This is a genomic window from Nesterenkonia sp. AY15 (assembly GCF_022565855.1).
GTDB lineage: Bacteria > Actinomycetota > Actinomycetes > Actinomycetales > Micrococcaceae > Nesterenkonia.
Window position 1 is genome coordinate 89,607 of the sequence record NZ_JAJOYV010000004.1, and the last position, 20,419, is coordinate 110,025.

Below are 20,419 nucleotides of genomic sequence, written 5' to 3' on the forward strand. Positions count from 1 at the left end.
ATCGGTCGCGCAGTGCACACCACCACGGTCTGCACGGTTGACCCCGACGTGCCGAACAGACCGGCCCCTGCGCCGGGCCGGCAGATTCAACGCGCGGGGCGGATCCGACTGCGGCTCGGATCCCAGGGGATCCCGGCGGCGCAGGCGTCCATCGCCTCGTTGCTCAGCGCATCGGCGTCGCCGTTGTCCTTGCGCGGGATCCAGGTGTAGCGCACCTGCATCGGCGGCAGGATGGTGGAGGCCTCTGCGGCGAGCCGCTTCATGTCCTCGTGCTTGATCTTCCAGCGCCCGCTCATCTGCTCCACCACGAGCTTGGAGTCCAGCTTGACCTCGACGAAGGCCTGCGGGTCCAGGTCACGGGCCAGTCGCAGACCCTCGATGAGTCCGGTGTACTCGGCGACGTTGTTGCTCGCCTTCCCCAGCGGGGTGGCCTTGGTGGCGAGGATCTGACCCGCCTCATCACGGACCAGGGCGCCGGAGCCGGCGATCCCAGGATTGCCGCGGCTTCCGCCGTCGGCCTCGACGAACAGAGTGGTCATGGCTCACGCACCTTCAAGTCAGTACAGGTCTTGGTCACGGTGTCTCGAGCCCACGGGCGCCTCAGCGGCCCGGGGTGAGCACGAAGTCCCAAGGATCGGTGTTGATGCCGCTCACGGCAACCTCCACATCGTAGCCGCGATCGGTCAGCGCTCGGTGGAGCGCCTGCGCGGCGGTGGGCAGCCAGAGCCATTCCGAGGCGAAGTGTGAGACATCGATCAGATAGGGGCGTCCCTCGGCGGCTGATTCGCGGGCCTCCGAGGCCGGGTGGTGGCGCAGATCGGCGGTGAGGAAGACATCAGCGCCGGCGTCCGCGGCAGCCTGGAGCAGCGAGTCCCCGGCCCCGCCGCACAGCGCCACCCGCTGGATCAGGTCTTCCCGGTCACCCGCCACCCGCACGCCTCCCGCCACGGCGGGCAGCACCGAGAACACCCGGGCGGCGAACTCCCCGAGCGTCAGCGGCTCGGCCAGCATCCCGATGCGCCCCAGTCCCTCCGAGGCCAGGCCCTCCGCCGCGACGGCCAGCGGTGCGGTGTCCTGAAGACCCAGCGCGCCGGCGAGGACATCGTTGACCCCGCCGATCGCGGAATCCCCATTGGTGTGAGCAGTCAGCAGGGCGCAGCCGGATTCGATCAGCCGGTGGACCATCTCTCCCTTGAACTGTCCGGCCTCCACGGAGGTGACTCCGCGAAGCAGCAGCGGGTGGTGGGTGATCAGCAGATCGGTCCCGGAGCTCGCGGCCTCTTCGATGACCGGCCGCACCGGGTCCACGGCGAAGTGGATCCGCCGCACGAGCGCGTCGCGACGGCCGGTGACCAGCCCGACGGCGTCCCAGGACTCTGCCAGTGAGCGAGGCCAGAGCTCTTCGGCGGTCTCCAGCACCTCATCGAGGGTGGGAACCTGGGAATCGGTGGTGGTCTCATCTGGACGCGGAGCGGGGCTGGGAGACATCTCTCATTTCTACAGGCCATGATTCAGGAATAGAGCCCGGGACACGGACGGTTGTGCTGGTCATGGAGAATTCCCTCAAGACCGTGGTGCTCGCCGCCGGCTGCTTCTGGTGCCTGGACTCCCTCGCGCGCAGACTGCGCGGGGTTCATCACGTGCGCAGCGTCTACACCGGAGGATCCGGTCCGGCCATCTACGAAGCCGTCGCCTCCGGCGGCACCGGACACGCAGAAGCCGTGGAGATCGGCTATGACCCGAGCGTGCTCCCGGACCAGGTGCTCTACGCCGTGTTCTTCTCCAGCCACGACCCGACCACGCTGAACCGGCAGGGCTACGACGTCGGGGACCAGTACCGCTCCGCGATGTTCTACACCGATGAGGCCCAGCACGATGAGTTCGCCGCCGCGATCGCGCAGGCGCAGAACTCCTTCGACCGGCCGGTCGTCACCACGCTGGAGCCCCTGGGCCGAGTGTTCGAGGCCGAGGAGGTCCACCAGGACTTCCACTCCCGACGTCCTGATGTCGGATACTGTCGGGTCATCATCGATCCCAAGGTCACAAAGCTCCGCAGAGACTATGCTTCATGGTTGAAACCCGAGGAAGAAAGGTCCACTCACTAATGGCCAAAATTCTGGACAACATCACCCAGGCAGTCGGCAACACCCCACTGGTGCGGCTCAACCGGCTGGGCGCAGACCTTCCGGGCAACATCGCGATGAAGCTGGAGTTCTACTCCCCCGCCAGCTCGATCAAGGACCGCATCGGTGCCGCCATCGTCGACGCCGCCGAAGAGTCCGGGATGCTCAAGCCCGGCGGGACCATCGTGGAGGGCACCTCGGGCAACACCGGGATCGCGCTGGCTATGGTGGGCGCCGCCCGCGGCTACCGCGTGGTGCTCACCATGCCGGAGACCATGTCCACCGAGCGTCGTGTGATGCTGCGCGCCTACGGCGCCGAGATCGTGCTCACTCCCGGAGCCGAGGGAATGCGCGGCGCGGTGGAGCGGGCCAAGGCCATTGTGGCGGAGACCGAGAACTCCATCTGGGCCCGGCAGTTCGCCAACGAGGCCAACCCGGCCACCCACTACCGGACCACCGGCGAGGAGATCTGGCAGGACACCGACGGCGAGGTGGACGTCTTCATCGCCGGCATCGGCACCGGCGGCACCATCACCGGCGCCGGGCGCCGGCTCAAGGAGTACAAGCCCAGCATCCACCTGGTCGCCGTGGAGCCCGAGGACTCCCCGATCCTCTCCGGCGGCACCGCCGGTCCGCACAAGATCCAGGGCATCGGCCCGAACTTCATCCCCGACATCCTGGACCAGGGCATCTACGACGAGGTCTACCAGGCCAACCTCGAGAAGGCCGTGAGCTGCGCCCGCGACCTCGGCACCCAGGAAGGCATCCTCGGTGGGATCTCCACCGGCGCCAATGTCGCGGCCGCCCTGGAGCTGGCCTCCCGCGAAGAGAACCGGGACAAGCTCATCGTGACCATCGCGTGTGACTTCGGAGAGCGCTACATCTCCACGTTGCTCTACGAAGACATCCGCGGCTGATCCGCCCACGAGCCGTGAAGTTCGATCCCTGTGAAAGGTTGGTTCCCCCTTGGGACCTCTGAAACGTCTGCGTGAGGACATCAAAGCCGCGCGTGAACATGATCCCGCCGCGCGCAGCACAGCCGAGGTGGTGCTGGTCTACTCCGGCCTGCACGCCGTCTGGTCCTACCGGGTTGCCCACCGGATGTGGCAGACCCGGCCGCTGAAGACCCCGGCTCGCGCACTGTCTCAGGTGACCCGAGGCCTGACCGGCGTCGAGATCCACCCGGGCGCCCAGATCGGGCGTCGCTTCTTCATCGACCACGGCATGGGCGTGGTCATCGGCGAGACCGCCGAGATCGGTGACGACTGCATGCTCTACCAGGGCGTCACCCTCGGCGGACGATCCCTGGAACAGACCAAGCGCCACCCGACGCTGCGCGACGGGGTCGTCGTGGGCGCCGGCGCGAAGGTCATCGGACCCGTCGAGATCGGTGCCGGCTCCGCCGTGGGCGCCAACGCCGTGGTCGTGAAGTCCTCCCCGCCCAACTCGATCCTCACCGGTATCCCGGCAAAGGCGCGTCAGCGCGGAGTCGCTGAGCGGAAACCCCACGTGGACCCGGCCGAGTACGCGCTGGATCCGGCGATCTTCATCTAGAGGCTGTGGCTGCCCGCCAGGCGGCGCATGACCTCGGCGGCCGGCTCCTGCGTCGCAGCCGCGAAGCCGGTGCCCGCCCAGAGGTTGAGTCCCTGCGGGTCTGAGGCCGCGCCGGCGGCCCGGCGCAGCCCGCTGCTCAGCTGATGCAGGGCGGGGAAACCCGACGGCGCGGACATGGTCAGTGCGTCGGTGAAGCTGTTTCGCAGCGCCCGCGCCGGTCGCCCCGAGAACGCCGTGGTGATGATGGTCTCCGGCTCCCCCGGTGGAGTCACCAGGGCCTGCTGGTGAGCCAGATTCGTCCCGCTCTCGGGACACCTCAGCAGCGCGGTGCCCAGCACCGCGGCCTCCGCCCCTGCGCTCAGTGCGGCACTGACCCCCTCGGCGTCGGCGATGCCGCCGGCGGCCCACAGCGGCAGCTCGGTGAGCCCGGCGACTGCCTGCAGCAGCTCGAGAAGATCGATGTCCGCAGGCACCTGCTGCGGAGTCCAGGTTCCGGAGTGACCTCCGGCCGATGATGCTTGGACGATCAATCCGTCGACCCCGGCGCTGGCAGCCGTCACGGCCTCCTCCACGGAGGTGACCGTCTGCAGCACCCGCGCCCCGGTGGCCTTCATCCGCTCGATGTCCTGGATCTGCGGCAGACCGAAGGTCAGGCTGATCAGCGGCACCGGATTCGCCTCGAGCTCCGCAAGCTTCTGCTCCCAGGAGTCGTCCCAGAGCCGAGCCGGTGACCCGACGCCCGTGGTGCCACTGATGCCGGCTTCCCAGGTGACGCCGGCGAGGCTGCTGATCCCCGGAAGCTCCACCTCAGCCGCCCAGTGCGTCGCGTCCCGCGCGTGCTCATCCAGCCAGGCCTGGACCGCGTCACGGTGCCGGGTGAGATCCTCGGCGCTGATCGGGACCGGGTTCGGCACGAAGAGATTGACCCCGAAGCGCGGGGTGGACTGCCGCACCCGGTGGATCTGTGCGGCCAGGTCCTCGGCGCTCTTGTATCCGGCCGCGAGGAAGCCGATGCCCCCTGCCTCGGAGGCGGCGATCACAAGCTCAGGACGGCTCGGTCCGCCGGCCATCGGGGCAGCGACCATGGGAATGGTGGCGCCTGACGAGGCCAGCAGTCCGGCCGTCCTGGTGCTCATGCGCTCAGCTCTGCAAGGTCGGAGTCGACATCTGGTTCAGCGGATCAGGCGTCGATCTCGCTGCGGTCACCGGACCACATCGTGTGGAAGGTGCCTTCCTTGTCCACGCGCTTGTAGGTGTGTGCCCCGAAGTAGTCGCGCAGCCCCTGGGTCAGCGCGGCCGGCAGCCGTTCGCGGCGCAGGCTGTCGTAATAAGACAGCGAGGAGGAGAACACCGGGGCGGGGACGCCGTAGGTCGCGGCGGCCGCGACCACGCGGCGCCAGGCCGGGAGGCATTCGTTGATGGCCTCGTTGAACTCCGAAGCCAGCAGCAGGTTCTTGGGCTGCTGGTCGCGGGGCGCGTCGTAGGCCTTCATGATGGTGTCCAGCAGGTCGGCGCGGATGATGCAGCCGGCGCGCCAGAGCGAGGCGATGGCCTTCAGGTCCAGGTCCCAGCCGAACTCTTCGCCGGCGGCGACGAGCATGTCCAGGCCCTGGGCGTAGGCGACGAGCTTGGAGGCGTAGAGGGCCTTGCGCACGTCTTCGACGAGGTCCTGGCGATCTTCGGGGCTGCCATACTTCTCCGTGGCAGAGAGGGTCTCATCGACTCCGGCGCTGAAGGTGGCGTTGGTGACGGCGCGCAGCTCGCGCTGGGAGGAGATCGAGCGGGCGAAGACCGACTCGGCGATGGCGGTGACCGGTGAGCCCACCTCCAGGCCGGAGATCGCGGTCCAGCGGCCGGTGCCCTTCTGGCCGGCGGAGTCCACGACCACGTCCACCAGCGGACGGCCGGTGGTCTCATCCTCCTGCTCGAGCACCTCGGCGGTGATCTCGATCAGGTAGGAGGCCAGGTCGGTGGTGTTCCATTCGCGGAACACACCTGCCTGCTCGCGGGGTTCGATGCCGGCGAGGGACCGCATCAGGTCGAAGGCTTCACCGATGACCTGCATGTCGGCGTATTCGATGCCGTTGTGGACCATCTTCACGTAGTGGCCGGCGCCGTCGGTGCCGACCCAGGCGCAGCAGGGCTCGCCGTTGTACTTCGCCGAGATCTTCTCCAGCATCGGGCCCAGGGAGTCATAGGACTCCTTGGAGCCGCCGGGCATGATCGAGGGGCCGTTGAGCGCTCCCTCTTCGCCCCCGGAGACGCCGACACCGACGAAGTGCAGGTTCTTCGCGCGCAGGCTCTCCTCACGGCGTCGGGTCTCTTCATAGAAGGAGTTGCCGCCGTCGATGATGATGTCGCCCTCATCGAGCAGGGGCACCAGATCCGCGATCACCGAGTCCACCGGCGCGCCGGCCTGGACCATGATCAGCACGCGGCGGGGGCGCTCGAGCGACTCCACGAGCTCGGCCAGGGTCTCGGTGCGCACGAAGTCCCCGTCGCCCCCGTGGGCCTGGAGAAGGGCGTCCGTGCGGGCGACCGAGCGGTTGTGCAGCGCGACGGTGTAGCCGTTGCGGGCCAGATTGCGAGCCAGATTGGCTCCCATGACGGCCAGGCCGGTCACTCCGATATGTGCACTCATGCGTTCTCCTTCGTCGAGGTCAGTCAGACATTCTCACAGCGCAGCATGATCCCTGACGGCACGCGCGAACCGCAGTGACGCGGCCTCGCTGCAGCGTGCACGCAGCAGGCGCGCTGGAGGTCGGACATGGGATCCCGCCGTCGTGAACCTCGGTGTTCCCGAGGCGAGCACTGCAACTCTACCGCTTCGGCTCCACCGTCGGTCCGGGTCAGCCCTGAAGATGCGAGGTCGGGCTCAGTCACCCACCGCGTCGCGGCCGCGGCGCACGATCAGCGGATCAGGCTCTCCGACGACCTCGTGGTCCTTGCCCTCATATTCGAACTGGGCGAGGAAGCACTTCATCGCGTTGAGCCGGGCCCGCTTCTTGTCGTTGGACTTGATCGTCATCCACGGCGCGTGGTCGGTGTCGGTGCGCAGGAACATCTCTTCCTTGGCCTCGGTGTAGGCCTCCCAGCGGTCCAGGGACTCCAGGTCCATGGGAGAGAGCTTCCACTGCCGGACCGGATCGATCTGACGGATCGCGAAGCGGGTGCGCTGCTCCTGCTGGGTCACCGAGAACCAGAACTTGGTCACGTGGATCCCGGCGTCGACCAGCATCTGCTCGAACTGCGGAGCCTGGCGCATGAAGAGCTCATACTCCTGTTCGGAGGAGAACCCCATCACGCGCTCGACCCCGGCCCGGTTGTACCAGGAGCGGTCGAAGAGCACCATCTCCCCGGCGGTGGGCAGATGATCCACATAGCGCTGGAAGTACCACTGGCCGAGCTCCCGGTCCGAGGGCCGGTTCAGCGCCACGACCCGCGCGGTCCGCGGGTTCAGGTGCTCGGTGAACCGCTTGATCGTGCCGCCCTTGCCGGCGGCGTCGCGGCCCTCGAAGACGACCACGTGCTTGAGCCCATAGTCCTCGGCCCAGTACTGGAACTTCAGCAGCTCCACCTGCAGGTGATACTTCTCGATCTCGTAGACATCACGGGAGAGTCGGTTCTCGTACGGGTAGTTCTCGTGCCAGGTCTCGACGGCGCGGCCCTGCGGATCGATCAGGTCCGGGTCAGGCGTATGACCGTCCAAGACCGTGTATCCGCCTTCGCGGAGCTCATCGATGAACTCACGGAGGTTCTTGCGCGCGGTGCCGTCGACCTGGAAGATCGGGTCATTCATCAGATCAGCCTTTCTCGAGAGGCGGCTGCTGCCAGCTCATCAGTAATTCATGAACACATTGTTAACCGTCTCGGCCCGATCTGGAAGTCTGCGTCCAGCCGCAGCTGCTCAGAGCGCCTTCTCCCCCATCTGGCCGGCGCGGGCGAGCGCGGTCAGGCGCGAGACCGTGCGGTGATATTTCTTCATATAGCCACCGGACATCATCTCTTCGGTGAAGAGCTGGTCGAAGGGCTTCCCGGAGGCCACGATCTTGATGTCCTGGTCGTAGAGCCGGTCGGCGAGCACCACGAAGCGCAGCGCCAGCGCCTGGGCTTCGATGGTCTCGACATCCTTGAGCACCAGCACATCCATGTCGGTGACCAGCTGCCGGTACCGGCTGGGATGCACCCCGGTGATGTGCTTGCAGAGTGCGTCGAAGTCATCCACCGCGATGCGGGCGTCGGGGTACTGACGTGCAGCGAAGTCTTCGATCTCGTCGGAGCCCAGCGGAGCGGGCGCCTCAGGCAGCCCACGGTGGCGGTAGTCCTCACCGTCGACCTTGATCACGGAGAACTGGTCCGAGAGCACCTGGATCTCGCGCTGGAAGTCTGCCGCGGCGAAGCGACCCTCTCCCAAGGAGCCGGGCAGCGTGTTCGACGTCGCGGCGAGCTTGACCCCGGCGTCGGCCAGTTCGCGCATCAGCCGGGACATCAGCACCGTGTCGCCCGGGTCGTCGAGCTCGAACTCATCGATGCAGACCAGCGAGTAGTCGCTGAGCACGTCCACGGTGCGGCGGAAGGACAGCGCCCCGACGAGGTTGGTGTACTCCACGAAGGTGCCGAAGGCGCGCTGGCCCTCGACCGAGTGGTACAGCGAGGCCAGCAGGTGGGTCTTGCCCACGCCGAAGCCGCCGTCGAGGTAGATCCCGCTGGACACCTTGGAACGGGCCGGGGCCCGGCCGAAGAGCTTGCCGAAGAACCCGCCGCCGCTCTGGCTGGCGCCCACGGTCGCGGAGAACTCACGCAGCGCGGTGACCGCCTTCTCCTGCGAGGGGTGCGCCGGGTCTGGAATGTAGGAGTCGAAGGAGACTTCGGCGAAGCGGAAGGACGGCCGCAGGCCCTCCAGCAGCTGACCGACTCCGAGCTGAGGGGTCCGCTGGCTCAGCGGAGTGGCGTTGGACGGCATGTGACCACTCTACCCACGACTGCGCGTTTCACCGGCTGATTCCCTATCCTGGAAGGTGACCCAGTGACGACGGAAGGTTCTGTTCACCATGACCGAAGAAAAAGACTTCTCCCAGTACGCCCACCCCGACGCCCTGGTCTCCACCGACTGGGTGGCGCAGCACAAGGACGACCCGTCCGTGGTGCTGCTGGAATCGAATGAAGATGTGCTGCTCTACGAGACCGGTCACATCCCCGGTGCGCAGAAGATCGACTGGCACACCGATCTCAACGATCCGGTCACCCGAGACTTCCTGGGCCCGCAGCAGTTCGCCGCGTTCGCCTCCGCCAAGGGGATCACCCCGGACACCACCGTGGTCTTCTACGGTGACAAGTCGAACTGGTGGGCCGCCTACGCCCTCTGGGTGTTCACCCTCTTCGGCCACCGGGACCTGCGCCTGATGGACGGCGGCCGGCAGAAATGGGCCGCCGAGGGCCGCGAGCTGGTCACCGAGGTGCAGACCCCGGCCTCGGTGAGCTACCCGACGCCGGCGCAGCGCGATGACTCCACCTTCCGCGCCTTCCGCGAGGATGTGCTCGCCCACTTCGGCAAGCCGATGATCGATGTCCGCTCGCCTCTGGAGTACTCCGGTGAGCGCACCCACATGGAGGGCTACGAGCAGGAGGGTGCGCTGCGCGGCGGCCACATCCCCTCCGCCGCCTCGGTGCCGTGGGCCAAGGCCGCCAATGAGGACGGGACCTTCCGCTCGCGTGCCGAGCTGGAGGCGATCTACACCGAGCAGGCGGGTCTTGGTCAGGCCGAAGAGGTCATCGCCTACTGCCGGATCGGTGAGCGCTCCTCGCACACCTGGTTCGTGCTGCAGCACCTGCTCGGCTACGACAACGTCCGCAACTACGACGGCTCCTGGACCGAGTGGGGCAACGCGGTGCGGCTGCCCATCGCCACCGGCGAAGAGCCCGGCGCGGTGCCCGGCGCATGAGCCAGGCCCCCACCCCGCAGGGCGACGCCGCGGCCCGGCGGCTCCCGGAGCAGCTCGCCGAGGTCGTCGAGGAGTTCGCCGAGTTGGAGGACCGGCAGAAGCTGGAGCTGCTGCTTGAGTTCTCCCGCGAGCTGCCGGAGCTGCCCGCGCGCTACCTCAACAGCTATGACCAGATGGAAGAGGTGGTGGAGTGCCAGTCCCCGCTCTTCCTCACCCTGGAGTACGACGACGCCGCTGGGACCGCCGCGATCTTCTTCGCGGCTCCCCCGGAGGCCCCGACCACGCGAGGCTTCGCGGCGATCCTGCACGAGGGGCTGAGCGGGCTGCGCTTCGAGGAGATCCTCGCCGTGCCGGAGGACCTCTCGGAGCGGCTCGGACTGTCCAAGGCGATCACCCCGCTGCGGCTGCGCGGGATGACGGCGATGCTGGGCCGGATCAAGCGTAATATCCGAGTTCACCTGGCCGCGTCTGCCCCGGTGCAGGGCGGCTGAACAGGTCGGTGACCCAGTCGATCACGGTGGCGTCCCAGCGCTTCGGATCGTGGTTCCACTCCTTGACGTGGCGGGCCTGGGCGAAGGAGACATAGGTGACCTTCGGGTTCTTCCGGGCGAGATCCCGGGAGGGCCCGTAGGGCACGATGTTGTCATCGACGCTGTGCATGATCAGCGCATGGGCCCTCAGCTGGTCCGCCCGGTCGATCCAGTTCATCGCCTGAAGATCCACCGGGGCGGCGAGCCCGGTGACCCGGCGGCCGCCCGGGTTGGAGATGAACCACTGGCCCAGGCGGCCTACCACGTCGGGGATCCGGTTGGCCTTCGCCTGGTGGGCGAGCACGTCCATCCAGTCGATCACCGGCCCGGTCAGCACCAGGCCGCGGATATATTCGGCGTAGCGGGACCGGTCTGCCGTCTGCAGGCAGATCGCTCCCCCCATGGACCAGCCGAAGAGGATGATGTCCTGAGCGCCGCGCGCCAGCGCGAACTCGATGGCGGCCTCGACGTCCTCCCATTCGGTGACCCCCAGGCCGTAGCGGCCGTCCTCGGCTGCCGGGGCCTCGCCGTCGTTGCGGTATGAGATCAGCAGCGTCTCGGCGCCCAGCGCGGAGGTGGCGGCCAGGGCGCGGATCCCCTCCGTGCGGTTGCTGCCCCGTCCGTGGACCCCGATGGCCCACACGTTGCGTCCGCTCAGCGGGCCCTGGTGATCTGCGGACAGGCCGGCGGCCAGGGGCTGCGGCGCCACGTACCAGGCCGGTGACGGGCCACCCGGCAGCGTGATGACCACCTCGTCGCTGTCGAAGCCGGCGTCGGCCGGGTTCAGAAAGACCACCGAGGTCCACCAGCCGCGCACTGCGGTGCGCAGGTCCCCGCCATAGACCTTCTCCACCGGGCGGGTGACGGTGCCGCCCTTGGGCTCCAGCGTGGTGATCGGCCCGATCCGCGCCAGCGACCGCCCGCCGTGGAAGAACAACCCGTAGGTGCCGTCCACCACGGTCTCCGCGGTGATCGGCAGGATCACCTCGTCGCCGTCTGGTCCTCTGGTCACCGCGAGGATCTCGAGATCTTCGGCACGTTCGCGCACCGGAGTGACCACGGCGCGGGCGAAGTACCCGGCGAGCCCGGAACCGGCAGCGGCCAGCGTCATCCCGGCCGCGAGCCCGGTGCCCACCCCCAAGGTCGTGGCGCGGATCCATGGCGTGTGCACCGCCGACTCACGCCGAAACCTGCTGGTCCAGGTGGGGGCCGCGCGGCGGAGCAGGGCCTTCGCCCGGGCGGCTGCGGCACCGGGTTCATTCAACCGTGACGTCATGCGTCTCAGCTTACGCGGGCGCACGGAACGTGATGAGATAGGAACATGAGTGCGAACCAGAACACCGGAACCGGCGCCGACCCGTGGCGCGAGAAGCTCAGCCCGCAGGAGTTTCAGGTGCTGCGCCAGGGCGGCACCGAACGCGCGTACACCGGCGAGCACTGGAACAACAAGACGGAGGGCACCTACTCCTGTCGGGCCTGCAGCGCGGCGCTGTTCACCTCCACCGAGAAGTTCGATTCACGCTGCGGCTGGCCCAGCTTCTTCGAACCCGCCGCCGACGCGAACATCCGCTACCTCACCGATACCTCCATGGGGATGGAGCGCACCGAGGTGCGCTGCGGCTCCTGCGACTCCCACCTGGGACATCTCTTCACCGGCGAGGGCTTCGACACCCCCACCGACCAGCGCTACTGCATCAACTCCATCTCGATGGACTTCACCGAATCCGCAGAGAGCTGAGCCGTGCCGGCCACCGAGACGCAGCCGCGGCTGCTCGATGCCTCCTTCGCCTCTGACAACGTCGCCGGGGTCGCCCCAGAGATCCTGCAGGCGCTGACCCGGGTCAACGCCGACGCGGCCCTGCCCTACGGGGCCGATCCGGTGACCGCACAGCTGCGCGAGGTGATCAAGAAGACCTTCGGTGAGCGCGCGGAGATACTGCCGGTCTTCAACGGCACCGGCGCCAATGTGGTGGCGCTGCAGGCGCTGCTGCCGCGCTGGGGCGCCGCGATCTGCTCCGCCCAGGCCCACGTGAACAATGACGAGGGCGCCGCTCCGGAGCGCCTCGGGGCGCTCAAGCTGCTGCCGCGCCCGACCGCCGCAGGGAAGCTGACTCCCTCCGACGTGCACGCCGAGCTGAAGGCGCTGGGCTTCGTCCACGCCGCGCAGCCGCTGGCGGTCACGCTCACCCAGTCCACCGAGCTCGGCACGGTCTACACCGCCGAGGAGATCGCCGAGGTCGCCGAGGCAGCCCACGCCCACGGGCTCGGGGTCCACCTCGACGGAGCCCGGATCTCGAATGCGGCCGCCGCCCTGGGCTGTTCGCTGGGTGAGTTCACCACCGCCGCCGGCGTCGACGTCCTGAGCCTCGGCGGCACCAAGAACGGAGCCATGGCCGCGGAGGCCGTGGTGGTGATCAACCCCGACCGCGTCGCGGGCACCGACTTCATCCAGAAGTTCTCGATGCAGCTCGCGAGCAAGCAGCGCTTCGTCTCGGCCCAGCTGCTGGAACTCTTCGGCACCGACCTCTGGCGACGCAACGCCACCCATGCCAACGCTGCGGCCGCGAAGCTCGGACGCACACTCGCAGAGATCCCTGGGGTCACGCTGTCCCGGCCCACCGAGGTCAACGCCACCTTCCCCGAGGTCCCGACGAAGATCGCCGAAGCCATCCGGGACCGGTACCTGGTCCATGTCTGGGACACCGCCGCCGGCGGCAACCCGGTGCTGCGGATCATGTGCTCCTTCCAGACCACCGATGCGCAGATCGAGGCGCTGGTGGAGTGCGCCCGGCGCGCCTAGCACGTCAGACTCACCGAAGTTCCTAATCTTGGGGCGTGACAGCTTTCGGTCCCCTTGGCGGACCCGACCAGCAGGGCGCAGCGCGAGACGCATCCCAGCCGCCCCACGGTGCCAGCGGCATCGAGGGGCTGCCTGACTCTTTCCTGCAGGCGCTGAGCAGTCTGCGCAGGGCCTCCCCGCGCGCCGAGGCGCTGGTCCAGGAGGTCCCGGCGCCGTCGAAGCTGGCGCCCTTCGCGGTCGCGCTGCGCGCCGAGGTCCACTCGCACGGCGGCGTCGCACTGGGAGCCCATCCGGTCACCCGACTCCGGCCGCAGCCCGAAGACACCGAGGTCCTGGCCACCGGTCGTTTCATCCTGCTCCACGACCCCGCAGGTCAGCAGGCCTGGGGCGGGACCTTCAGGGTAGTGATCTATATCCGCGCGGAGCTCGACGCCGAGATGGGCAATGATCCGCTGCTCGCCTCCGTGGCCTGGACCTGGCTCTGTGATTCCCTCGCCCAGCACGGGGTGGAGTACAGTCATGCGGGCGGCACGGCCACCCGGATCCTCTCCGAGAGCTTCGGCAGCATGGAGAACCGGATGCCGAGCAACGATGTGGAGCTGCGCGCCTCGTGGAGCCCCACCGGAATCGGATTCGGATCCCACCTGCAGGCGTGGGCCGATATGGTCTGTTCCTTCGCGGGACTGCCGCCGCTGCCCGATGGAGTGATCGCCCTGCCACATATCAGGAGGAGCTGACGAAGTGCCGGAGACCTCGATGGACTCTCCCGAGGAGGGGCCGCCGCCCCTGCTGACCGAACCCGAGGACGGGGTTCCCTTCGTCATCGACACCGATCGCGGCCTGCAGCGCTGCGCTGAGGCGCTTGCCGCCGGCACCGGCCCCGTCGCGGTGGACGCCGAGCGAGCATCGGGCTTCCGCTACGGACAGCGCGCGTTCCTGGTCCAGCTCAAACGCGAAGGCTCCGGGCTCTGGCTCATCGACCCTGAACCGTTCACCACCCTGGCCCCGGCCCAGGAGGCCCTCGACGGCGTCGAGTGGATCCTGCACGCGGCCACCCAGGACCTCCCCTGCCTCGCGGAGCTGGGCATGCACCCGCACAGCCTCTTCGACACCGAGCTCGCCGCACGGCTGGGCGGAGTGCCCCGAGTCAGCCTCGGGGCGGTGGTGGAGTCCCTGCTGGGCGTGCGCCTCGCCAAGGAACACTCAGCAGCAGACTGGTCGCGGCGTCCGCTGCCGCAGGACTGGCTGCGCTACGCGGCCCTCGACGTCGAACTGCTGATCCCGCTGCGCGAGAGCCTCACCGAGCTGCTGCGCGAGCAGGAGAAGCTGGGCTGGGCCGAGCAGGAGTTCGAACATCTGCGCACCCACCGGCCGATCACGGTCCCGCGCAGCGAACGCTGGCGCAAGGCCACCGGGGTCAACCGGCTCAAGACACCGCGGAAGCTCGCGGTGCTGCGTGAACTCTGGGCAGCCAGGGAGAACATGGCCGAGACCAAGGACATCGCCCCCGGACACATCCTGCCCGACTCGGCGCTGGTCGCCGCGGCCGACGCGGTGCCGCGCACTGTTCCCCAGCTGCTCTCGGTCAAGGGCTTCTACGGCCGGGCAGCCAAGTGCGAGGCGCCCAAGTGGCTGCGCGCGATCGAATCCGGGGCCCAGAACACCGATGCTCCGGAGTCCAAGCGGCGCGCCGCCGGTCCCCCGCCGCCACGGACCTGGAAGGACCGCAACCCGCTGGCATTCCGCCGCTACCGCACCGCCCGGGACTGGCTGACCCACCGCGCCGACGAGCTCGACCTCATGCCCGAGACCCTGCTGACCCCGGCCGTGCTCAAGCAGCTCTGCTGGACCCCGCCGAAGGTCATGGACCTGGACGGCGTCAGCGCCGCACTGCGCGAGCTCGGCGCCAGGCCATGGCAGATCGAGCAGTGCGCCGCCATCGTCACCGTGGCCCTGCTCGACCCGGAGCCGCTCGAGTCCTTCTGACACCCACGGCGGCGGTTTCCTCCTTGGTTACTCATGGGTAGGATGTGAGCTGAGACTCACCCGAGGCGCGGTTGCCCCGCGCCGACCCCACGTCACGGAGGCAGCACATGACATCAGCGCACTCACCCGAGATCCCGACAGAGGCTCTGGACTTCTCCCACTTCGCGGACCTCGCGGAAGCCTTCAGCGACGAGGTCATCACGCACTCTCGCGCCGAGGACATCGCACTGCCCGACGGCGCCGGCACGCTGGTGCTCGTGCGCCTGGACAATGACCAGCCCAAGCGCCCCTCCACCCTGGGCCCGAGCAGCCTCATCGGGTTCGGCGAGGTCCTCGCCGCCCAGCTGCCCCGGGCCCGCGCCGGAGAGATCGCCGGCATCGCGGTGATCGGCAAACCCGGGGTGCTCGCCGCCGGCGCAGACTTGGGCGCCGCCGAACGGGTGGAATCCCGCGACCACTCCACCGCCATGGCCGATCTGGGTCACCACGCCTACCGGCTGCTCGAGGACTTCCCGGTGCCCAGCTTCGCCTTCATCAACGGCACCGCACTGGGCGGCGGGCTTGAGATCGCCCTGGCCGCCCAGCACCGCACCGTCTCCACGGCGGCCAAGGGCATCGGACTGCCCGAGGCCTTCCTGGGCCTGGTCCCGGGCTGGGGCGGCATCTACCGGCTCCCGCGCCTGATCGGCCCCGAGGCCGCCGCCGAGGTCATCTTCACCAACGCGCTGAACAACAACCGCACCCTGACCGGGAAGAAGGTCCACGCCTTGGGGCTCGCCGATCAGCTCCTCGAGGCCGAGCAGTTCGAGGCCGAGAGCATCGCCTACGCGGGGAGGGTCATCACCGGTGATGCCGCCACCGCGGAGCAGCTCGCCGCGCACCGCAGCCATGACGACTCCCCCGAGGCCTGGACCCGCGCGATCGAAGCCGCCGAGCGCACCGTGGCGACCAAGCTTGGCCCCTCCGCCCCCGCCCCGCGCCGCGCGCTGGACCTGTTCACCCAGGTGCCTGAGCGCACCCGGGAGCAGAGCCGCGCCGCCGAGTGCGAGGCGCTGGGCGATCTGATGCTCACCGATGAGTTCCGCAACACCGTCTACGCGTTCCTGAACCTGCTGCAGAAGCGCGCCAAGCGTCCCGCCGGGGTGCCCGCGGTCCAGCCGCGCAGCATCGGCAAGGTCGGCGTGGTCGGGGCAGGACTCATGGCCTCCCAGCTCGCGATGGTCTTCGCCGCGCAGCTGCAGGTTCCGGTGGTGCTCACCGACATCGACCAGGCCCGAGTGGACAAGGGGCTGGACCACATCGCGGCCCAGCTCGAGAAGCAGGCCAGCAGGGGCCGGATCACGCAAGAGCAGGCCGCCGGGCTGCGCGGACTGATCACCGGCTCCACCGACAAGTCGGTCTACGCCGACGCGGACTTCGTCATCGAGGCGGTCTTCGAGGAGATCGGCGTGAAGAAGCAGGTCTTCGCCGAGCTGGAGCAGATCGTGCCGGCCGAGACGATCCTCGCGACGAACACCTCCTCGCTCTCGGTCACCGAGATGGCAGCTGACCTCTCCCACCCCGAGCGGGTCATCGGCTTCCACTTCTTCAACCCGGTCGCCGCCATGCCGCTGGTCGAGATCGCCCGGGCCCCGCAGACCGCTGATGAGCCCATCGCCACGGCCTTCGCCCTCGCCGCGGGACTGCGCAAGACCCCGGTGCTGACCAGCGACGCGACGGCGTTCGTGGTCAACCGGGTGCTGCTGCGGCTGATGGCCGAGGTGCAGAAGGCCTTCGACGAGGGCACCGACGCGGCCACGGCTGACGCCGCGCTGAAGCCCATCGGCCTGCCGATGAGCCCCTTCACGCTGCTGGCGATGGTGGGCATCCCGGTGGCCCAGCACGTCACCGAGTCGCTGCACACCAGCTTCGGGGACCGATTCCACGTCTCGGCCAACCTGCAGCGCCTCATCGACGCGGGCGTCACCGAGATCTGGAGCACCGACGACGCCGGGCAGCCGTTCATCAAGGACAGCACCATCGGCCTGATGAGCTTCGGCAGCGCACCCCGCACCGCGGAGCAGCTGCTCACCACGGTCCAGGACGCCCTCGCCGAGGAGATCGGGATGATGCTCGATGAGGGCGTCGTCGCCTCCCGCCAGGATGTGGACCTGTGCATGATCCTGGGGGCCGGCTGGCCGCTGCACCGCGGTGGGATCACCCCCTACCTGGATCAGGTCGGCGCCAGCGAGCGGGTCAATGGTCGTACGTTCAGCGCGCGCGACTGAGCCGCTGCCGGGTCCGCGCTGAGCTCCGGGGCTGATGAGCTCCGGGGCCAGCGGGATCCGGGCCAGCTGGTCCAGGTCAGCGGTCCGGGCCAGCTGTTGGATCAGCCCCGGTACAGGGTGCTGACACAGAGGCTGGTCCCGGACCGATCACTCGTAGACTGGGCCCCATGACTTCGCCATGCTGTGACCGCCGTCGATTCCTGCACGCCTCAGCCCTGACTGCGGGCTCGGCGGCGCTGCTCACCGCCTGCGGGACTGATGAGTCGCCCGAGCCTGCCACGCCGACCCGGGCCGAGGGCGGCTCCTGGACCGAGGTCATGCCGCTTGCCGACCTGGAGGTGGGGGCCAGCAGCACAGCCGAGATCGGTGAGACGCAGCTGCTGCTGCACCGCAGCGATGAGGACACGGTCCACGCCTTCTCCGCGGTCTGCACGCATGAGGGATGCGCGGTGGGCACCGAGCCGGAGCGCTTCGCCTGCCCGTGCCACGGCTCGATCTTCAATCTGGAGACCGGGGCCGCCGAGGGCGGCCCGGCGCGTGATCCGCTGACCCGCTACCCCGCCGAGATCGACGGGGAAGCCATCCGGGTCCAGGCGTAGCGTCCGCCTCCGGGCTCAGCCGACGCGCAGCTCGATCTTCGAGGCAGGGACGTCGCCGGCGCGCATGGCGGCCTTCACGGCCTCCTTCGCCTTGCCCTGGTGCAGCGTCTTGATGCGCATCACCGAGGCGTGACCGCCGGCGTGGGGCTCGGTCACCGGGTCGCTGAGCAGACCCAGGCCGCGCCAGGCCAGCGTGGCGAGCACCTCACGGTGCACGGCGCCGATGTTGCGCTCCTCAGACGCGCTGGGCTGTGCGCCCTTCAGCGGGTAGAGCAGGCGCATCTCGATCTGGGCCTCGGCGGGAGGTTCGGTGAAGCCGTCGGCCCGGCACTGGGCGGTGAAGCTCTCGAGCAGCTGCTCGGCCTCCTCCGCGCTGGCACCCTCCGAGGAGAGCTTGCCGTTGGCGCCCAGCACCCCGTGGTGGATGACGAACTCTCCGGTCGCTTCGTCGTACCAGGCTTCACGATAGTTCCAGGCCTGCTCGTCGCGGCGGTAGAGAGTGATCAATGTCAGACCTTTCGGGTGCGGAGACTGGGGATCTGGCCGGTGGGAAACGGTTCACCGGGCAGCGGACGGGCGTAGGGGACCTTCGTGCCGAGGACCTGTCCGACGGCGTCCTGGGTGATCTTCTGTGCCGTGAGGCCCACGCGTTCGAGGACCTCGCCGCGGGTGCCGTGGCGGAGGAACTCCACCGGCAGTCCCACCTCGTTCAGGCCGGTGTCAACGCCGGCCTCGCGCATGCTCTGTCGAATGCGCGAACCCACGCCGCCGGCCTTGACGCCGTCCTCGATGCAGATCACGGTCCGGTGCCGAGCGGCCAGCGAGACCACCGAGTCCGGCACCGGCAGCACCCAGCGCGGGTCTACCACGGTGGCGCTGATGCCTTGATCGGCGAGCCGCTGAGCGACGTCGAGGGAAAGTTCGGCCATGGTGCCGACGGAGACGATGAGCACGTCGTGCGCGTAGGGCTTCTGCGCCTCGGAGCTGGCCGCGGAGCGCCAGAGCACGTCCACGCCATCCTCAAGACGTTCGAGCGCATCGATCTCACCGTTGACCGAGCCCTTGGAGAAGCGCAGCACCGTCGGAGCGTCGTCCACAGCCACCGCCTCGCGCAGCTCCTCGCGCAGCCGGGTGGAGTCGCGTGGGGCGGCGATCCGCAGGCCCGGGACGATCTGGAGCAGCGAGAGGTCCCACATGCCGTGGTGGCTGGGCCCGTCGGGTCCGGTGACTCCGGCCCGGTCGAGGACCACCGTGACACCTGCTCGGTGCAGGGCGACATCCATCAGCAGCTGATCGAAGGCGCGGTTGAGGAAGGTCGCGTAGATCGCGACCACCGGGTGAAGTCCCCCGAAGGCGAGTCCGGCGGCGGAGGTCAGCGCGTGCTGCTCGGCGATGCCGACGTCGAAGACGCGTTCCGGATGCTTCTGCGCGAAGCTGCGCAGACCGACCGGGATCATCATCGCACCGGTGAGCGCGACGATGTCCTCACGCTCATCAGCGATGGCGGTGATCTCTTCTTCGAACACCGAGGTCCAGGAGCGTGCGCCACCGCGGTGCACCGGCTCCCCGGTCTCCGGGTCGATGACGCCGACGGCGTGGAACTGGTCGTTCTCATCGGCCCGGGCGGGAGCGTATCCCTTGCCCTTCTCGGTCAGCGCGTGCACGATCACCGGTCCGCCGTAGTTCTTCGCGTCGGTGAGCGCCTCTTCCAGGGCGCCCTGATCGTGGCCGTCCACCGGCCCGATGTACTTCATGCCGAGGTCCTCGAAGAGTCCCTGGGGGGCCCAGAAGTCCTTGGCGCCCTTCTTGGCGGCGTGCAGGCTGCGGTAGACCATCTTGCCGACCGGTCCGCCGTTCTGCAGCCTGGTCTTGGTGCCGTCCATGACGTTCTCATAGGTGCGGTGGGTCCGCACCTTGTCCAGGAAGTTCCGGCGCAGCCGGCCCAGCTGATCGGCCAGACCCCCGACGGTGGGCGCATAGGAGCGCCCGTTGTCGTTGACCACGATGATCACGCGGCGGTCTTTGTCGGCTGCGATGTTGTTCAGCGCCTCCCAGGCCATGCCGCCGGTGAGCGCGCCGTCGCCGATCACCGGGATGACGCAGCGGTCAGCTTCCCCTGCGAGCACGCGGGCCTTGGAGATCCCGTCGGCCCAGGAGAGCGAGGAGGAGGCGTGGGAAGACTCGACGATGTCATGCACCGATTCGGCCCGCTCCGGGTACCCGGCGATGCCGCCGGTCTGGCGCAGCGTGGAGAAGTCCTGCCGCCCGGTGACCAGCTTGTGCACATAGGACTGGTGGCCGGTGTCGAAGATGATGGAGTCCCGCGGGGAGTCGAAGACCCGGTGGATCGCCAGGGACAGCTCGACCACGCCGAGGTTGGGTCCGAGATGCCCGCCGGTCTTGGAGACGTTGGCGATGAGGAACTGCCGAATCTCTGCCGAGAGCCTCTCCATCTGCTCGTCGCTGAGCTTGGACAGCTCCTGCGGAGACGTGATTGTCTGCAGAATACTCATTGGTGCATTCTACCTCTCGCGTCCTGCGCGGACGGACCTTGACGGTTCTCCGACACTTTCTCTGACACATTCCCAAGACACATTCCCAGACACATTCCCAGACAC

Annotated in this window: 19 protein-coding genes and 1 pseudogene; 11 read left to right on the top strand and 9 right to left on the bottom strand. The window is 68.6% G+C overall.

All coding sequences use genetic code 11. The annotated features are described in order from the left end of the window. Window positions 1-101: 101 nt before the first annotated feature. Together LSI54_RS07635 and LSI54_RS07640 are read right to left on the bottom strand one after the other, a co-directional pair. Window positions 102-539 (bottom strand): annotated as a pseudogene (locus LSI54_RS07635) (reverse transcriptase-like protein); the annotation flags it as partial. A 61-nt stretch (window positions 540-600) separates the two neighbouring features. Beyond that, entirely contained in the window at window positions 601-1,488 is an 888-nt protein-coding gene (locus LSI54_RS07640) for a Nif3-like dinuclear metal center hexameric protein (protein ID WP_241475866.1), read from the bottom strand. A 62-nt stretch (window positions 1,489-1,550) separates the two neighbouring features. Between LSI54_RS07640 and msrA the strand changes: the two genes are divergently transcribed. From msrA to epsC, 3 genes are read left to right on the top strand one after another with little or no spacing between them, the layout of a single operon-like run. Continuing rightward, window positions 1,551-2,105 carry a peptide-methionine (S)-S-oxide reductase MsrA gene (msrA, locus tag LSI54_RS07645; protein WP_241478076.1) on the top strand — a complete coding sequence of 185 codons (555 nt, stop codon included), beginning with the start codon at window positions 1,551-1,553 and terminating at the stop codon, window positions 2,103-2,105. Beyond that, on the top strand, window positions 2,105-3,040 hold the full coding sequence (cysK, locus tag LSI54_RS07650) for a cysteine synthase A (RefSeq protein WP_241464852.1): 936 nt from the start codon (window positions 2,105-2,107) through the stop codon (window positions 3,038-3,040). Before msrA ends, cysK begins: the two co-directional genes overlap by 1 nt. A 49-nt stretch (window positions 3,041-3,089) precedes the next feature. After that, entirely contained in the window at window positions 3,090-3,677 is a 588-nt protein-coding gene (epsC, locus tag LSI54_RS07655; protein ID WP_241464853.1) for a serine O-acetyltransferase EpsC, read from the top strand. Here the strand turns inward: epsC and LSI54_RS07660 are convergent. The 4 genes from LSI54_RS07660 to zapE form a co-directional block, all read right to left on the bottom strand. After that, window positions 3,674-4,813 (bottom strand): NAD(P)H-dependent flavin oxidoreductase, encoded by a 1,140-nt coding sequence (locus tag LSI54_RS07660; protein ID WP_241478077.1) that lies wholly within the window; start codon window positions 4,811-4,813, stop codon window positions 3,674-3,676. The genes epsC and LSI54_RS07660 overlap by 4 nt on opposite strands. A gap of 44 nt (window positions 4,814-4,857) precedes the next feature. Continuing rightward, window positions 4,858-6,318 (bottom strand): NADP-dependent phosphogluconate dehydrogenase, encoded by a 1,461-nt coding sequence (gene gndA / locus LSI54_RS07665; protein WP_241464855.1) that lies wholly within the window; start codon window positions 6,316-6,318, stop codon window positions 4,858-4,860. Window positions 6,319-6,552: 234 nt separating this feature from the next. Beyond that, entirely contained in the window at window positions 6,553-7,476 is a 924-nt protein-coding gene (gene ppk2, locus LSI54_RS07670; protein WP_241464856.1) for a polyphosphate kinase 2, read from the bottom strand. Between the two features lie 108 nt (window positions 7,477-7,584). Beyond that, window positions 7,585-8,640: a cell division protein ZapE gene (zapE, locus tag LSI54_RS07675; protein WP_241464857.1), complete on the bottom strand. Its 1,056-nt coding sequence runs from the start codon at window positions 8,638-8,640 to the stop codon at window positions 7,585-7,587. Window positions 8,641-8,728: 88 nt separating this feature from the next. Here zapE and LSI54_RS07680 point away from each other — a divergent pair, with 88 nt between their 5' ends. Beyond that, on the top strand, window positions 8,729-9,619 hold the full coding sequence (locus LSI54_RS07680) for a sulfurtransferase (protein WP_241475869.1): 891 nt from the start codon (window positions 8,729-8,731) through the stop codon (window positions 9,617-9,619). Continuing rightward, window positions 9,616-10,110: a SufE family protein gene (locus LSI54_RS07685; protein WP_241464859.1), complete on the top strand. Its 495-nt coding sequence runs from the start codon at window positions 9,616-9,618 to the stop codon at window positions 10,108-10,110. Before LSI54_RS07680 ends, LSI54_RS07685 begins: the two co-directional genes overlap by 4 nt. On the opposite strand, the gene LSI54_RS07690 is transcribed toward LSI54_RS07685, so the two are convergent. Continuing rightward, window positions 10,055-11,425 (bottom strand): alpha/beta hydrolase family protein, encoded by a 1,371-nt coding sequence (locus tag LSI54_RS07690; protein WP_241471033.1) that lies wholly within the window; start codon window positions 11,423-11,425, stop codon window positions 10,055-10,057. The two genes, LSI54_RS07685 and LSI54_RS07690, sit on opposite strands and share 56 nt — an antisense overlap. 45 nt (window positions 11,426-11,470) lie before the next feature. Here LSI54_RS07690 and msrB point away from each other — a divergent pair, with 45 nt between their 5' ends. The 6 genes from msrB (at window position 11,471) to LSI54_RS07720 (ending at window position 17,801) form a co-directional block, all read left to right on the top strand. After that, window positions 11,471-11,887 carry a peptide-methionine (R)-S-oxide reductase MsrB gene (msrB, locus tag LSI54_RS07695; protein ID WP_241478078.1) on the top strand — a complete coding sequence of 139 codons (417 nt, stop codon included), beginning with the start codon at window positions 11,471-11,473 and terminating at the stop codon, window positions 11,885-11,887. A 3-nt stretch (window positions 11,888-11,890) separates the two neighbouring features. Beyond that, a complete protein-coding gene (locus LSI54_RS07700; protein ID WP_241478079.1) occupies window positions 11,891-12,949 on the top strand; it encodes a threonine aldolase family protein in 1,059 nt (352 codons plus the stop codon). Between the two features lie 128 nt (window positions 12,950-13,077). Then, window positions 13,078-13,686 carry a DUF3000 domain-containing protein gene (locus LSI54_RS07705; RefSeq protein ID WP_241465098.1) on the top strand — a complete coding sequence of 203 codons (609 nt, stop codon included), beginning with the start codon at window positions 13,078-13,080 and terminating at the stop codon, window positions 13,684-13,686. Window positions 13,687-13,705: 19 nt separating this feature from the next. Then, window positions 13,706-14,935 carry a ribonuclease D gene (locus tag LSI54_RS07710; RefSeq protein ID WP_241478153.1) on the top strand — a complete coding sequence of 410 codons (1,230 nt, stop codon included), beginning with the start codon at window positions 13,706-13,708 and terminating at the stop codon, window positions 14,933-14,935. A 107-nt stretch (window positions 14,936-15,042) separates the two neighbouring features. Then, window positions 15,043-17,202, top strand: coding sequence for a 3-hydroxyacyl-CoA dehydrogenase NAD-binding domain-containing protein (locus tag LSI54_RS07715; protein ID WP_241478080.1), 2,160 nt, complete (start codon window positions 15,043-15,045; stop codon window positions 17,200-17,202). A 167-nt stretch (window positions 17,203-17,369) separates the two neighbouring features. Continuing rightward, window positions 17,370-17,801 (top strand): Rieske (2Fe-2S) protein, encoded by a 432-nt coding sequence (locus LSI54_RS07720; protein WP_241464864.1) that lies wholly within the window; start codon window positions 17,370-17,372, stop codon window positions 17,799-17,801. A 15-nt stretch (window positions 17,802-17,816) separates the two neighbouring features. Here LSI54_RS07720 and LSI54_RS07725 read toward each other — a convergent pair whose 3' ends face one another. Both LSI54_RS07725 and dxs read right to left on the bottom strand, forming a co-directional pair. Continuing rightward, window positions 17,817-18,308, bottom strand: coding sequence for a hypothetical protein (locus LSI54_RS07725; protein ID WP_241464865.1), 492 nt, complete (start codon window positions 18,306-18,308; stop codon window positions 17,817-17,819). A 2-nt stretch (window positions 18,309-18,310) separates the two neighbouring features. Next, on the bottom strand, window positions 18,311-20,314 hold the full coding sequence (gene dxs / locus LSI54_RS07730) for a 1-deoxy-D-xylulose-5-phosphate synthase (protein ID WP_241464866.1): 2,004 nt from the start codon (window positions 20,312-20,314) through the stop codon (window positions 18,311-18,313). Between the last annotated feature and the right edge of the window lie 105 nt (window positions 20,315-20,419).